Source organism: Microcoleus vaginatus HSN003 (assembly GCF_022701255.1).
Classification (GTDB): domain Bacteria; phylum Cyanobacteriota; class Cyanobacteriia; order Cyanobacteriales; family Microcoleaceae; genus Microcoleus; species Microcoleus vaginatus_B.
In genome coordinates, this window is record NZ_CP031705.1 from 6,000,290 (window position 1) to 6,014,382 (window position 14,093).

11 protein-coding genes are annotated in these 14,093 nt (G+C 46.3%); 9 read left to right on the top strand and 2 right to left on the bottom strand.

Annotation, left to right across the window (positions count from 1 at the left end; genetic code table 11):
- The first annotated feature begins 107 nt into the window (after nucleotides 1-107).
- The 7 genes from D0A37_RS29210 (at nucleotide 108) to D0A37_RS25725 (ending at nucleotide 9,550) form a co-directional block, all read left to right on the top strand.
- A complete protein-coding gene (locus tag D0A37_RS29210) occupies nucleotides 108-197 on the top strand; it encodes a hypothetical protein (protein ID WP_278187208.1) in 90 nt (29 codons plus the stop codon).
- Between the two features lie 49 nt (nucleotides 198-246).
- Entirely contained in the window at nucleotides 247-330 is an 84-nt protein-coding gene (locus D0A37_RS29215; protein WP_278187209.1) for a hypothetical protein, read from the top strand.
- A 162-nt stretch (nucleotides 331-492) separates the two neighbouring features.
- A complete protein-coding gene (locus D0A37_RS25705; RefSeq protein WP_242718742.1) occupies nucleotides 493-696 on the top strand; it encodes a hypothetical protein in 204 nt (67 codons plus the stop codon).
- Between the two features lie 333 nt (nucleotides 697-1,029).
- Nucleotides 1,030-1,539: a hypothetical protein gene (locus D0A37_RS25710; RefSeq protein WP_242718743.1), complete on the top strand. Its 510-nt coding sequence runs from the start codon at nucleotides 1,030-1,032 to the stop codon at nucleotides 1,537-1,539.
- Nucleotides 1,540-1,762: 223 nt separating this feature from the next.
- On the top strand, nucleotides 1,763-3,796 hold the full coding sequence (locus D0A37_RS25715; RefSeq protein WP_242718744.1) for an ABC transporter ATP-binding protein: 2,034 nt from the start codon (nucleotides 1,763-1,765) through the stop codon (nucleotides 3,794-3,796).
- Nucleotides 3,797-4,631: 835 nt separating this feature from the next.
- Nucleotides 4,632-8,042 (top strand): PAS domain S-box protein, encoded by a 3,411-nt coding sequence (locus tag D0A37_RS25720; protein ID WP_242718745.1) that lies wholly within the window; start codon nucleotides 4,632-4,634, stop codon nucleotides 8,040-8,042.
- A gap of 206 nt (nucleotides 8,043-8,248) precedes the next feature.
- Nucleotides 8,249-9,550 (top strand): cytochrome P450, encoded by a 1,302-nt coding sequence (locus D0A37_RS25725; protein WP_242718746.1) that lies wholly within the window; start codon nucleotides 8,249-8,251, stop codon nucleotides 9,548-9,550.
- A gap of 158 nt (nucleotides 9,551-9,708) precedes the next feature.
- Here D0A37_RS25725 and D0A37_RS25730 read toward each other — a convergent pair whose 3' ends face one another.
- Nucleotides 9,709-10,314: a chorismate lyase gene (locus tag D0A37_RS25730; protein WP_242718747.1), complete on the bottom strand. Its 606-nt coding sequence runs from the start codon at nucleotides 10,312-10,314 to the stop codon at nucleotides 9,709-9,711.
- A 234-nt stretch (nucleotides 10,315-10,548) separates the two neighbouring features.
- Here D0A37_RS25730 and D0A37_RS25735 point away from each other — a divergent pair, with 234 nt between their 5' ends.
- Nucleotides 10,549-12,168 carry an NAD(P)/FAD-dependent oxidoreductase gene (locus D0A37_RS25735; protein ID WP_242718748.1) on the top strand — a complete coding sequence of 540 codons (1,620 nt, stop codon included), beginning with the start codon at nucleotides 10,549-10,551 and terminating at the stop codon, nucleotides 12,166-12,168.
- Between the two features lie 76 nt (nucleotides 12,169-12,244).
- On the opposite strand, the gene D0A37_RS25740 is transcribed toward D0A37_RS25735, so the two are convergent.
- Entirely contained in the window at nucleotides 12,245-12,796 is a 552-nt protein-coding gene (locus D0A37_RS25740) for a 1,2-dihydroxy-3-keto-5-methylthiopentene dioxygenase (RefSeq protein ID WP_242725763.1), read from the bottom strand.
- A 231-nt stretch (nucleotides 12,797-13,027) separates the two neighbouring features.
- Between D0A37_RS25740 and D0A37_RS25745 the strand changes: the two genes are divergently transcribed.
- A complete protein-coding gene (locus tag D0A37_RS25745; protein WP_242718749.1) occupies nucleotides 13,028-13,993 on the top strand; it encodes a M48 family metallopeptidase in 966 nt (321 codons plus the stop codon).
- The last annotated feature ends 100 nt before the right edge of the window (nucleotides 13,994-14,093 follow it).

The following is a 14,093-nucleotide window of genomic DNA, read 5'->3' on the forward strand; positions in this document are numbered from 1 at the left end:
ATGCCAAGCAAACAAATCTCCTCAAAAATGAACTGTTTTTTGGCTTAACAAAACCGCGAGGGGAGACAATTTGTTAATCAGAATGGCAGGGGTTTGTCAAGGCAGTTATTACCCCTCGCTTTCGGGAATGGCTCACGGTATTAGACGGCTGGGGGCAGTTACTCAATAGTTCGGGAATTCTGATTATAGAACTCTAAAAGAGTTATTTTAATTTATCAAAGTAGTCCGAAAAAAAATAAGCTATTCCTGAAATTATCGAACACTTACAAGCGCACTTTCCTGCAAGAGTCGGTGCTGCGGGCTACCAGCGAAGTTAAGCTTTCTGTCTGATGTGGTCATCGAATCAGTGTATTTATGATATTATTTGTGCTAAGCAAGGTCATACCCTCAAAGATAAGTAGGGTGCGGGTGCAAGCAAAATCATAATTGGTGGGTATCGATCGCACACTGCAAAAAATCGCTAGAAAAACCTGCCCGGGAGAAAACAAAAACATGATGAACGACGGCAACCAAAAAGCTGAAGCGGCGGAAACCGAGGATACACAAAATTTGTCCGGCATGGCGAAAGCTTTTATTGTGAGCGTGGCTTGGTCTTACGCAGAGGCATTGGAGCGCATGAAAGGATCGCAAAATCCACAGGAAGCCGCGCCGGAATCTCCTATAGAACAAGTCGAACCCGATACTGAAAAAAATTAATGAAAGACTATTAATGCGAGCCATCGGCAAAATTCTTTGGGATCGCGATCGAAGCCAATAGTCAATTAGCTGTTTTGAGTTAAAAACAATCAACTCAGAACAGCGAACTGTGCAGCTTAAGCCGGATTTGTATTAGATTTTACAATATAAAAAAAACTGAAAGCCCCGTGACCCTTCAACAAGCTCAGGAAAAGCTTTAGTCCGGGGATGACACCTGCGTTGCAGGTTTGAACCGCAACCTATATCTATCCCTAAAAGGGATTTAAACTAAACTAATGTACGGTTTTACCGCTACAGTGTACAAAACAAATAACCAATTTTTAGATCGGTCTCATGTCTAATTCAAAAATGATTGGTAAAGCGATCGCAGGTAGCCTTTGCTTGGGCATCCTCATTAGCTTCAACGCCTCACTCGGCCCGGCATTCGCAGCAGCACCAACAATTGCTCAAGCTACAGCCCCGGCCACCAGCAACATTGACACGCAACTCCTAGGTCAATGGCAAGGCACAGTCCCCTCCGGTCAGTCTTTCACCTTCATCTTTGCCCCAGAAGGCAAATTGTTTCTCATGGCTAAAGGCCCGGACGGAGCAGCCCGCGCCAAAGAAATGAGGTACAAAGTTAATCTCGGTGAAAAACCGATGCACCTTGATGTCGGCCTCAGCAGCACAGAAACCGTTGAGACTGTTTTTGAGTTGACTCCCGAAGGTCAAATGCGCCTTCAGTTGCAAGGCACCAATCCCGGACAGGCCAGACCTAATTCCTTAAACGAGCAGGCAACCGTGTTTAAAAAGGTTTCCGAGGCCACTGCACTGCCTGCTGACACTCAAATCATCGGTTTTTGAGGAAAATTACTCGCAGGCAGAAGGCACTCCAGTAGTTCTGAGTTTTGAATTTTAAGTTATAAACCATTTAAAATTCAAAACTCATCCACGGCGAAGCGTTGCAAGGAATGTTAGCTTTCGCCGTCTGTTATGCAAAGCAACCTTAAAATTTTCCCACTGCCTTCTGCCTTCAACAGGCCCTGCTACAATCCACTTAATCTCCATTTAACGGCCATAGACCTCCATGAGTGAAACCGTCCTAGAAGTTCGCAACCTGCGGGTTCAATTTCAATCTGCGGACGCAGGCGATGCGTCTGCAACTGTCAAAGCGGTTGACGGCATTTCGTTTGAGGTCAAGCGAGGGCAAACTCTGGGCATCGTGGGAGAGTCGGGATCGGGAAAATCGGTAACATCCCTCGCTATTATGGGTTTGCTGTCGAGTTCGTCAACGAAAATCGACGGCGAAATTTGGTTTTATTCGACAAAAGACGGCGCTAGCAAGGGGCCTGTGAATCTGCTGGAAATGCCGGACAGGGAAAAACAAACATACCGGGGCAGCCAGATTGCGACGATTTTTCAAGAGCCGATGAGTTCGCTAAATCCCGTTTATACGATCGGATTTCAACTCACAGAAGCCATTTGTTTGCATCAACAGGTGTCGCAGACAGAAGCACGGCGCCAAGCAGCTTCTCTGCTGCAAGAAGTGAAGCTGCTACCGAGCGACGATGAGATCAGGCAGCGGTGTTTGACTTTGCGGCAAGAGCATTCCCGGACTGCTGCGGGGAATCAAGCAGTTATGGAGGACGATCGCGATTTGATGCAGCTCGTCAACGGCCAAAAACAAGCTATGCTCGATCGCTATCCCCACGAACTCTCAGGCGGTCAAATCCAGCGCGTGATGATTGCAATGGCCATTTCTTGCAATCCAACTTTATTAATTGCTGATGAACCTACCACGGCTTTGGACGTAACCGTGCAGGCAACAATCTTAGCTTTGCTGCGGGAGTTGCGGGACTCTAGGGGCATGGCAATGATTTTTATTACCCACGATTTGGGCGTCATTGCTGAAATTGGCGATACCGTGGCGGTGATGTACCGAGGCAAGATTGTTGAGTGCGGCGCGATCGAACAAATTTTCAGCAATCCCCAACATCCTTACACAAAAGGTCTATTAGCTTGTCGCCCAACTCTCGATCGGCAACTGCGCCGCTTGCCGACAGTTTCCGATTTTATGGATGTCACCACAAATGCTAGCGGCGAATTAGTAATTGTCGAGAAAAAGGCCGATTTAGACGGCGACAACAGCGGGGGAAATCCCGCTTTTGTAACAGGAAAACCGCCTCGGCTGCCGCATATTTCCGGCCCTTTGCTAGCTGTTAATAACTTGCGCGTCGGTTTTCCGGTGCAGGGGATGTTTGGCGAAACTCAACGCTTGTTTATGGCGGTAAACGATATTTCTTTTGAGGTTTATCCGGGCGAGACTTTGGGTTTGGTGGGCGAGTCTGGCTGCGGGAAATCAACTTTGGCGAGAGCTTTGCTGCAATTAATTCCGATCGCTAGCGGTAAAGTGTTTTTTGAAGGTCAAGAAATTACGCCTCCTGCGAAAAGTAGTTCGGCATCGCAGTGGATGGCTAATTATCGGATGAAAAAAGAGTATGATCGCAAATTGCGCTGGCTGCGGCGCGATTTGCAAATTATTTTTCAAGATCCTTTTAGTTCTCTCGATCCGCGCCTAAATGTTGGGGATGCGGTGATGGAACCGATGGTGATTCACCGCTTTGGTAAGAACCAGAAAGAACAGCGCGATCGCGCGGCTTATTTGTTGGAGAGAGTGGGTTTAAATCCCGATTTTATGCGGCGCTACCCTCACGAGTTTTCGGGTGGACAGAGACAGCGAATTTGTATTGCTAGAGCTTTGGCTTTGAATCCTAAGTTTATTATTTGCGATGAGTCGGTTTCGGCCTTAGATGTGTCGGTGCAGGCGCAAGTTTTAAATTTGCTGAAGGAGTTGCAAACAGAGTTTGGACTGACTTATATTTTTATTTCTCACGATTTGAGCGTGGTCAAGTTTATGAGCGATCGCGCGATCGTCATGAACAAAGGTAAAATCGAGGAAATTGGCACGGCCGAGCGCATTTACCGCCAACCGCAGCAAGCTTACACGCGACAACTGATTGCTTCTATTCCAGCAGGGAATTTGGAGCGCATTCGGCAACAGCAACTAGGTCGCCAAGCAGCTTGGCCCCCATCGCCTGCGGATGAATCGAAACACGTTTGAGCTCTACTGTTTTAAACTGGTATCAATTACCAATTGCCCGTTACCAATTACCAATTACTAATTAGCCATTACGCGCGAACATCTCGTGCAACGAAAAACTGCTACGAAGATTTTTTTCATTTTATCTTCACAAATTAGCAGTTTATCTTTATTTTAAATTCATAATTTATGGTCTAATTCAACCTGCTTTAACTTGACTAATATTTCGCGTTTGTCAACCCACAGCCAGGGCGCTCCACGCAGTATTTTCCTACATCAAACCCAGTTATTTCTACACGAAAAATGTGGAGTATAACACGCCACTATAACGCGGTAAGCAGCTTCAGGCGCAGCCTACATAATTAGGTTCTGCACCTAGGAGTGCGAGTTTCTGCGTCCAGGACTAGCTAATATCGTTTCCGGTTGCATCGGAATAATAAAATCGAGTCAACAGTTAACACTCAACCATTCAGTTTTTCGACCCGCCCGTCAAGAGTCAACAGTCAAGAGTCAACAGTCAACAGTCAACAGTCAACAGTCAACAGTCAACAATAATTCCGGTGCAACCGGAATTGATATAAATTAGGCCAAATGTCCAATGCCTAACAGCCATATCTAATGCACTATTATAGATAGACTCTCTCTCTGAGTCGGAAAAATTATAAAATGTGCACCCCAGCTAAAAAGAGATTGCTCGCTACTGCCGTAAATACACTTAGTTATCGGGTGGTGTTGCGTAAATTTACGCATATTTTTAAATGCTAGAGCTTGCAAACTAGGAAAATATTACAATATTTAAACCTCTTTATTGTAATTTTTAAATGAGGAAAAATCTAAGTTAATATCGAGTCAAAAAATGAAACATTCACTTCAACTCGAAGCCTCAAAAAACACTAAAGTGTTTAACTTACGGCCAAGGTTTTTAATAAAAATCCGGGAAGCAGTCACTAGAATACAAAAGGCAGAAGGCAGAAAGCAGGATGAAAAAACCAGATTAGTCGCGATCGCCCCTGGCAGTTTATTCTCTATTTTGATAATTGTACTGCTTGTCTTAAACGGGTTGCTCGTAGCTGGCAGGGGTGATAATTTCTACGATAGCCCACTCGCCCTGGGATTTTTGGTAATAGCAAATATTGTCTTTTTAGCGGTATCGGCGCGCTCAAACGCCTCTGCTGTCTTAGCCCAAAACGATCGCCCATCCAGCGAACCCAACGGAAGCGATCGCTTTTTTAGCCTCTCGCTAGATTTACTGTGCGTCCTTAGTTTTGACGGTTATTTAACACTGATCAACCCAGCCGCAGAAAAAATGCTCGGCTATGCACCAAGAGAAATGATTGGCCAACTCTTCCTTGAATTCGTGCATCCAGACGATCGCGAAACTACTTTAAAAGAAGCTGAAAGTATTGCTGCGGGGAATAATACCGTTGGGTTTGAAAACCGCTGGCGCTGCCGAAACGGGTCTTACAAGTGGATAGCCTGGACTGCTACCCGTTTCTGCGAGGAAGAATTGATCTATGGTGTCGGCCGCGACATTACCGCTCAAAAACAAGCAGAAGCAGCGCTGCAAGAGAGTCAGCGTTTTGTTGAGCGAATTGCCAATACCAGTCCGAATCTTCTCTTTGTTTACGATGAAAGCGAGCAGCGAAATGTCTACAGCAACCGCGAAATCAGTGACACCCTTGGCTATACGAGGGCAGAAGTTGAAAACATGGGCAGCAATCTACTGCCCACCATCATCCACCCTGACGACTTAGCTAAATTTCCCGGATATTTTCAGCAATTAGAAAAGGCTCCCGACGGCGAAGTTATTGAGTACGAATATCGGGTACGCGATCGACAGAATTGTTGGCACTGGTTAGTCAGCCGGAATATTGTATTTAGCAGAACAGAGGAGGGAAAAATTCAGCAGCGTCTCGGTGCTGCTACGGACATTACAGAGCGCAAAATAGCAGAACAAGCTTTAGCAGAACAACTTAAACTTTCTGTATTTACAGCAGATGTGGGAATTGCTCTGACTCAAAACCAGACTTTGCTTGCAACTTTGCAATATTGCGCCGATGCAGTTGTGCGCCATTTGGATGCTGCCTTTGCTCGGATTTGGACGCTGAATGAAGAGGAGAATGTATTGGAACTGGAAGCAAGCGCGGGGATATATACTGGCATTGACGGCGCTTACACCCGCATTCCTGTCGGCGAGTTCAAGATTGGTTTAATCGCCCTGGAGCGAAAACCTCACATCACTAATTGTGTGCAAGAAGATCCCCGACTCCACGACAAAGAATGGGCCTCACGAGAAGGAATGGTGGCTTTTGCTGGATATCCGCTAATTGTTGACAATCAGTTGCTGGGAGTAATAGCGATGTTTGCTCGCCAGGAGTTGAAGGAATCAACGCTGGTTGCTTTGGCCTCGGTAGCGGATGCGATCGCCCTGGGAATTAAGCGCAAACAAACAGAAGAAGCTCTCGCCAGACAAAAGCAAACTTTGAGGGCAATTATTGACAACGCTCCGATTTGGGTGTGGATGGCAAATGCTAGTGGGCGGATGTTATTAGTTAACAAAACTTTCTGCGAAGATGTGGCTATACCTGAATCAAGATTTTTAGCTGCATCTCACTATTCCGAAGTTTTGGGCTTAGAACAATCTGCTAACTGCATGGCATCTGACGCGCAAGCGTGGAGCCAAGATATTCCCTATTATTCTGAAGAAATTTTCGAGCTTACTGAGGGTAAATATCACGAACTGGACACAATTAAAACTCAGGTCAAAGATGATTGTGGTAACGCGATCGGCTTAATAGGTCTGGGCTTGGACGTTACAAAACAAAAAGAAGCTCAAAGACAGTTGCAAAAGTCGGAAGCGCGATTCCGCAAGTTAGCGGAGAAGGAAGCACTGCTGAACCAGCTAGCTAGCAATATCCGCGAATCTCTAGATTTAGATACTATTTTAGCAACGACTGTGCAGCAGATTCGCGACTTGCTGCAAGTCGATCGCTGTGTGTTTATCTGGTATTTGCCCGACGCTTCGCCACCTGCTTGGGATGTCGTCCACGAAGCTAAAAATGATGATTTGTTCTCGCTTTTGGGTTATTTCCCTGCTGACATAACGGGTACGCTGCCGCAAAAAATCGCTAAGTTGGAAGTTTATCAAATAGATGATGTGGCAACTGTCAGCGATCCCGTAGAACAAAAATTCTTTTTGGAGCTTGGTTACAAGTCTGTCTTGGATTTACCGATTAAAAGTGCCGGGGGTTTAACTGGTGTTGTTGGCTGCATTTCTTGCAGGGAGGTACGCAAGTGGACAAAAGAGGAAGTGGAGTTAATGGAGGCAATTGGCGATCAATTGGGCATCGCCATCAGTCAATCGGAGCTCTACACTCAAAGCGTCCATTCAGCCCGGATAGCGCAAGAACAAGCTGCCAAACTAGAAGTAACTCTGTGCGAACTCCAGCAAGCTCAAACTCAACTCGTGCAGGCCGAAAAAATGTCTAGTCTCGGTCAGATGGTAGCAGGAATCGCCCACGAAATCAATAACCCGGTCACATTTATTTTCAGCAATCTTACCTACACAGAAGAATACGCCGGAAGCCTGATGAAACTGCTGCAAATGTATCGAAATGAATACCCAGAACCTTCTCCAGCTCTTCAGGAGGAAATAGAGGTGTTAGAAATGGATTTCTTGCTAGACGACTTGCCGAAAATGCTGTCTTCTATGCAGATGGGAGCAACTCGCATCCGGGATATCGTGAGGAGTTTGCGGAATTTCTCTCGCCTCGATGAATCTGACATGAAAAAGGTTAACATTCACGAAGGCATCGACAGCACATTGATGATTTTAGAACACCGTCTGAAAGTTCAGCCCGATCGCCCAGCAATTCAAGTCGTTAAAGAATACGGAAAATTGCCACTGGTGGAGTGCTACGCCGGACTGTTGAACCAGGTGTTTATGAATATTATCGCTAACGCTATTGACGTTTTACAAGAACCGCTAGAAAATCCGGGAATTATCCGCATTCATACAGAGGTAGAAGGTAGTCTCGCTGTGATTAGAATTGCTGATAACGGTGCAGGTATCACAGATCAAGTCCAGCAGCGGATATTTGACCCGTTCTATACTACAAAACCGATCGGTTCGGGGACGGGGATGGGTTTAGCGATTTCCCATTCAATTATTGTCGAAAAACATAAAGGTGAAATCAAATGTTTCTCCTCGGTGGGGAAAGGCACTGAATTTACGATCAAGATCCCGATTAAAAGCCGACATAATTAAATTAGTGTATAGGTAAAATTAGTAGGCGATTGTGTTTAAAAAAACCTATTTTGTTGTACTAACATTAAAACTGATGCACCTACAGTCTGCAAACATATAAAGTTTATTTTTCTAAAAACAACCAAAAACTCTGGTGTGCAATAAGCACCAGACAACTAAAATTGATATGATATTAAAAATCTAAAATCTAAAATCTAAAATCTAAAATGGCATTACCTCCCGGTAGTTTCGGTTTACCCCTAATTGGCGATACCCTCAACTTTTTGCAAGATTCCCAATTCGCCAAAAAACGCCACCAGCAGTACGGGCCCCTTTTCAAAACCAGCATTTTCGGACAGCCTACCGTGTTTATGCGTGGCCAAGAGGCTAGTTTGTTTGTTTTAAGCAATGACAACCGATATTTTGTTGTGACTTGGCCTCCCAGCACGAAAGCGCTTTTAGGGCCGCTTTCCTTGTCGCTGCAAACGGGTGTTCACCACCAAAATAGGCGCAAGTTGCTGTACCAAGCGTTTCAGCCGCGAGCGCTGGCTGGGTATATCGGCGCGATGGAAGATATCACTCAGCGCTATTTGGAAAAATGGGCCCAAATGGAAACCATGACTTGGTATCCCGAACTGAGAAATTATACTTTTGATGTTGCAGGTAAGTTGTTAGTAGGGATTGAAAATGGTTCGGAAACGGCGCTAGGACATTATTTTGAAACTTGGTGCAATGGTTTATTTTCGATTCCTTTAGATGTGCCGTGGAGTCAGTTTGGTAAAGCTAAAAAGTGCCGAAAGCTGCTGTTGGCAGAACTTGAAAAGATTATTCGCGATCGCCAACAAGGAACCCCAAGTGGCAATGATGCTTTGAGTTTGCTGATTTCTGCTCGCGATGACGAGGGAAATAGTTTGAGTTTGGATGAGTTAAAAGATCAAGTGCTGTTGCTGCTGTTTGCGGGACACGAAACTTTAACTTCGGCGATCGCCTCTTTTTGCCTTCTGCTAGCTCAACATCCCGATGTGATGGCAAAAGTCCGCACCGAACAGCAGCAGTTCCCCGCTACGGAACCCCTAACATTGGAACAACTCAAACAAATGACCTATTTAGAACAGGTGCTGCAAGAAGTGCTGCGTTTAGTTCCACCAGTGGGAGGTATTTTTCGGACAGTCATTAATGCTTGTGAGTTCGGCGGCTATGAAATTCCCCAGGGTTGGACTGTGCTTTCTCAGATTAATCAAACCCATCAGGATAGTCAACTTTATCATGAACCCGATCGCTTCGATCCCGATCGATTTAACTCCGATCGATCGGCTAAACCGTTCAGCTACGTGCCATTTGGTGGAGGTTTGCGAGAATGTTTGGGCAAAGAATTTGCCCGATTAGAGATGAAGTTGTTTGCCGCAAGGATTGTTCGGGAGTTTGAATGGGAGCTTTTACCGGATCAAGATTTGAATTTAATCACAGTACCGACTCCGCATCCCCGCGACGGTTTGCGAGTGAAATTTCGTCGAACAACTATCAAATAAGTAGAAGCTTCAGTTCTACACCCTCCTGATTTTCCTCTTCTTCTTGAGAACAGGCTTTCCGGCCTGTTCCACAAGAGATGAATTTTATTGTGGGGAGTAGGGGTTGGGCTTCTAGCCCGCCCTGAAAGCCTGATTGATAATGGTGCAAGATTTCAGCCTCAATCAACATCCAATTGCATCGACCCCAAATACTTAGTTAAATAAGGAGAAAAAACCTCATAAATCAGAGTCAATGGCTTCCCGTGATGCCAAAACAAATAGTGTCGCCCCCAAAAAGGGCCCGACTCTTCAAACGCTGATTCCAAAGCAGCCGAGTCACCGCAATAAATGCCCTGCACATCGCGATACAATTCTGTCCGCAGTCTCGCTAAACTGGCCCAAATTGGCAAAGATTTATTTTGTAAATATTCATCTACGTGGCTCGCTTCCCACCAAGAAGTTGCATAGGCCAGGCGCTGTCCCGAAGCAGTCCGCAGCCACACTTGGCGGCGCAGGCGCGGCCCCGGAACCGCGACAATTTGCTGGGGCGCGCCGTCTGCGTCTTCACCCACTAAAGACATATCGATCACATCAACTTCTGTGGGTTCCCCTGTCAGCAGTTGCAGGTGACGGGTGGGGGAACCGTCGCCCAGGAGCAGTATTTGCCATGCCGGTGCGAGCTTGGTGTGGGGTAAACCCTTCTGTACTGCGTCTTCGGCTCCTTGCCACAGGGGGTTGAGAGCGTGCCAGGTTCGGCTGTTTTTGGGTGTGAATGTTGCAGTCAAGGGTCTTTACAAAACTTAATTTTTTGCTTATTATAACGCTTCTTAAATTATCCGCTCAAAAATCAAAAATTGATCGACCGAGGACGATCGCCCATATGATGTCCGGTTAAATAGTTATAATACTTCTGTTCGGGATTTTTATTCTTCCTTCTTCCTTCTTCCTTCTTCTTCCTTCTTCCTTCTTCCTTCTTCCTTCTTCCTTCTTCCTTCTTCCTTCTTCCTTCCTTCCACTATATGTTAAGAATAACTGAAATAAAACTCCCCCTCGATCATCCTCAAGATGCGATCGCCAGCGCCATTCTCAAAAAGCTGCAAATTCCCCCGGAAGAATTGCTCGGCTATTCCATCTTCAAGCGCAGCTACGATGCTCGTAAAAAAGCAGAAATCCTCCTTGTCTATATTGTGGATGTAGAGACGACACAGGAAAAGCAACTTCTCCAACGCTTCAAAAAAGATCCTCATGTGATGGTGACGCCAGACACGAATTATCGCTATGTAGCCCAAGCCCCCAGCAATTTGACGATTCGCCCCATTGTGATTGGTACAGGGCCGTGCGGTATGTTTGCAGGTCTGATGCTGGCACAAATGGGGTTTCGCCCCATCCTTTTAGAACGCGGAAAAGCAGTGCGCGATCGCACAGTTGATACCTTTGGATTTTGGAAGAAAAAAACAGAATTCAACCCAGAATCTAACGCCCAGTTTGGCGAAGGTGGTGCGGGTACTTTTTCCGATGGCAAGCTCTACAGCCAAGTTAAAGATCCTCAACATTATGGACGCAAGGTGTTGACGGAACTTGTGAATGCAGGAGCTTCACCGGAAATTTTATATATTAATAAACCGCATATTGGCACGTTCAAACTGGTGGGAATTGTCCAAAGTCTACGCGCCCAAATTGAAACATTAGGCGGAGAAATTCGGTTTCAAAGTCGTGTAGAAGATATCCATATCGAAAATGGAAAAGTACAGGGACTTACCCTCGCCAGTGGAGAATATATTGCTAGTAATTATATAGTTCTGGCGGTGGGACACAGCGCCCGCGATACTTTTGAAATGTTGTTTTCGCGCGGGGTTTACATCGAGGCAAAACCTTTTTCTATTGGTTTTCGGGTCGAACATCCCCAAACTATCATCGATCGCTGTCGTTTTGGCGATCGCGCAGGCCATAAGCTTTTGGGTGCCGCCGATTACAAACTGGTTCACCATTGCCAAAACAATCGTTCTGTGTATAGTTTCTGTATGTGTCCCGGTGGTTTGGTAGTGGCGGCTGCGTCAGAACCGGGGCGACTTGTTACTAATGGGATGAGTCAATATTCTCGCAATGAACGCAATGCTAACAGCGGGATTGTGGTGGGTATCACGCCGGAGGATTATCCCGGTCATCCCTTAGCCGGAATTGAGTTTCAGCGTCGTCTAGAAGAACGGGCATTTGAGTTAGGAGGTGGCACTTACAACGCCCCTGGGCAGCTTGTGGGGGATTTTTTGGCAAATCGCCCTTCCAGGGCGCTAGGCAGTGTGCAGCCGTCTTATACGCCGGGAGTTGTGATGACTGATTTGAGCGAAAGTTTGCCAGATTATGCGATCGCAGCTATCCGCGAAGCACTTCCGGCTTTTGACAAACAGATTAAAGGATTTGCGATGGATGATGCGGTTTTGACTGGGGTGGAAACGCGCACTTCTTCACCAATTCGGATTAAACGCAAGGAAGATTATCAAAGTTTGAATACAGAAGGTCTTTATCCTGCTGGGGAAGGTGCAGGATATGCAGGTGGAATCCTGTCGGCGGGGATTGATGGCATTAAGGTGGCAGAGGCGGTTGCTTTGAGCATATTGCAATCTTCAAACCACAAAATTTGATGCGGGATTTGAGGATTTTTAGATGATTTGAAGATTGCCCTCAACCGTCAACCGTCAACTGTCAACTGTCAACTGTTCAAACAGCAGCTAAACGCGATCGAATTTCCGTATCGGTATACTCCGGCGTCCAGCCTTCTTTGGTGGTAAAATAGCGCACCGCTTTAACTTTCCGGGCTGCTGTCAAATAAAACCAGTGTTCTGTATTCGCCGGCACGTTGATAAATTCTTCCGGCTGCACAGTGAGTTCGACTTGGCTACCGTCGGGCCGCACGAAGCCGAAAATGCCCTCACCTGCTACGATATAGCGGACTTCATCATCGGCGTGGATGTGGCACTTGTTGAATTTGGACAGCAAGGTGTCGATGTTGGGAATGTCTGGGTGCAGTACGATTAAGTCGCGATCCTGATAGCCTGCACTTTCCGACAACTGTTGAAAGTAGCCGTCGAGGGCTTGCAGCACTTGCTCTTTTTGATTGTCGTCAAGAGCATCTTTAGCTAACAAATTTTGAATTTCAGCGCTGTCACCCACGGGCCAGCGGTTGAGTTGAATGTTTAAAGGCGCGAGTTCACGCGCAATCTCGCTTTGTTGAGTGTAGGTTGTACCGTTTTCGAGTCGCAGGATAGCCATTTTTGCACGTTCCAATTTTTGGGTGAGGCGATACACAGGCACTGTGAAAGATGTTTGTCGATCGCGCCTGTACCAGAATCACAATTTTAACGCTAATTTGAACAGGCTTTCCGGCCTGTTCCACAACAGTTCAATATTTGTCGCGATAATATTGATTGATAAGTCAGGCGCCAGCTAGCACCAGCAGCGATCGGCAATCCTGATATCTTAAATGTAACTTTTGCAACAACTATGCCTACTTATACGGGAATTTCTAGCGAAGCATTTCAGCATCCCCTCGATCGCCAAGCTGAGGAAGCGCTGCGAAGCGTGCCTGGATTTGACTTAATTGCCAGCAAATTTGTAGAATTTGTCTACGAACGACCGCAATTCGTTTACCTAATGGGGAATAGCATTCAAGTCGGGCCCCGCCAATATGCCAGCATTTATCATATATTTCGGGAGTGCGTGCAGGCTTTAGATGTTTTTCCAGAACCGGGTTTGTTTGTGTCTCAGAATCCCTCAGTTAACAGCTATGCCCTGGGAAAAACCCAGCCTTATGTAGTATTAAACACTGGTCTTTTAGACTTGTTGGACGAGGCGGAACTGCGGGTAGTCTTGGCTCACGAGTTGGGACACATTAAATGTGGGCATCCAACTTTAAATCAAATGGCGATGTGGGCGATGAGCGTCGCATCGACAATTGGCGAGATGACTTTCGGTTTGGGAAATATGGTCGGTAGCGGTTTAATTTTCGCTTTTTACGAGTGGCGGCGGAAGGCTGAATTGTCGGCGGATCGGGCGGCTTTGTTGGTGACGGATGACTTGAATAGTGTGATGAAGACGATGATGAAACTTGCGGGAGTTAGCAGTAAATATGCTGACCAATGCAGTTTGCAAGAATTTATCCGCCAGTCTGACAACTATCAAGAGCTCGATCGAGACAATCTCAACCAAGTGTATAAATTTTTACTTTACAACGGCGGTCAGGGCGTGATGCTGAGTCACCCTTTCCCCGTGGAACGTCTGCGATATTTGCGAGACTGGGCCAGTTCCGAGGAATACCGCCAAATTAAGCGAGGGAACTACAAGCGGGCTGTAGCTGAGGGTGCGGTTGATGTGAAGTCGCAAACGCCTAACAGTGAGACGGAGGCTTTGCGCCGTCAGATTGAAGAGTTGCAGCGGGAGATCGATCGGCAAAAATCAAAGCGAAACTAAGTTTGAATTCCTCGTCCCCAGGCTCAGCCTGGGAACCAGCTAAATGTTTTGTTGAAGATTTACCGGATTTGAGGGAGGGAGAAACGTAAAAGGAAGGTAA